The sequence below is a fragment of the Cupriavidus sp. SIMBA_020 genome (assembly GCF_046535395.1).
In the GTDB taxonomy this organism is placed as follows: Bacteria; Pseudomonadota; Gammaproteobacteria; order Burkholderiales; family Burkholderiaceae; genus Cupriavidus; species Cupriavidus campinensis.
This window is the reverse complement of record NZ_JAWRWU010000785.1, coordinates 1-265: the sequence shown is the minus strand read 5'-3', so window position 1 is coordinate 265 and position 265 is coordinate 1. Positions and strand designations below refer to the sequence as shown.

Annotated in this window: 1 protein-coding gene; it reads left to right on the top strand. The window is 61.5% G+C overall.

Annotation, left to right across the window (positions count from 1 at the left end; all coding sequences use genetic code 11):
• Nucleotides 1-81: 81 nt before the first annotated feature.
• Nucleotides 82-265 (top strand): TetR/AcrR family transcriptional regulator (locus tag SB751_RS31495; protein ID WP_410749211.1); only part of this gene is annotated, 184 nt, incomplete at its 3' end.

Sequence of the window (265 nt, the reverse complement as noted above, 5' to 3'; positions counted from 1 at the left end):
CAATTTCTACACCGCAGAAATAATTCTACAGCGTAGAATATGCTTTCGTCAAGCTGACAGTCGCACGCCACCACCGCCCCCATGAAAGACAAACCCGCCCAAGGCCCGCGCGGCCTCGACAAGGACGCGATCGTCGCGGCCGCGCTCGCGCTGCTCGAAGAGGTCGGCGAAGCCGCGTTCAGCGTGCGCAAGCTCGCGCAGTCGGTCGGTTGCGACCCGATGAGCGTGCTATATCACTTCAAGTCGAAGGACGGCCTGACCCGTG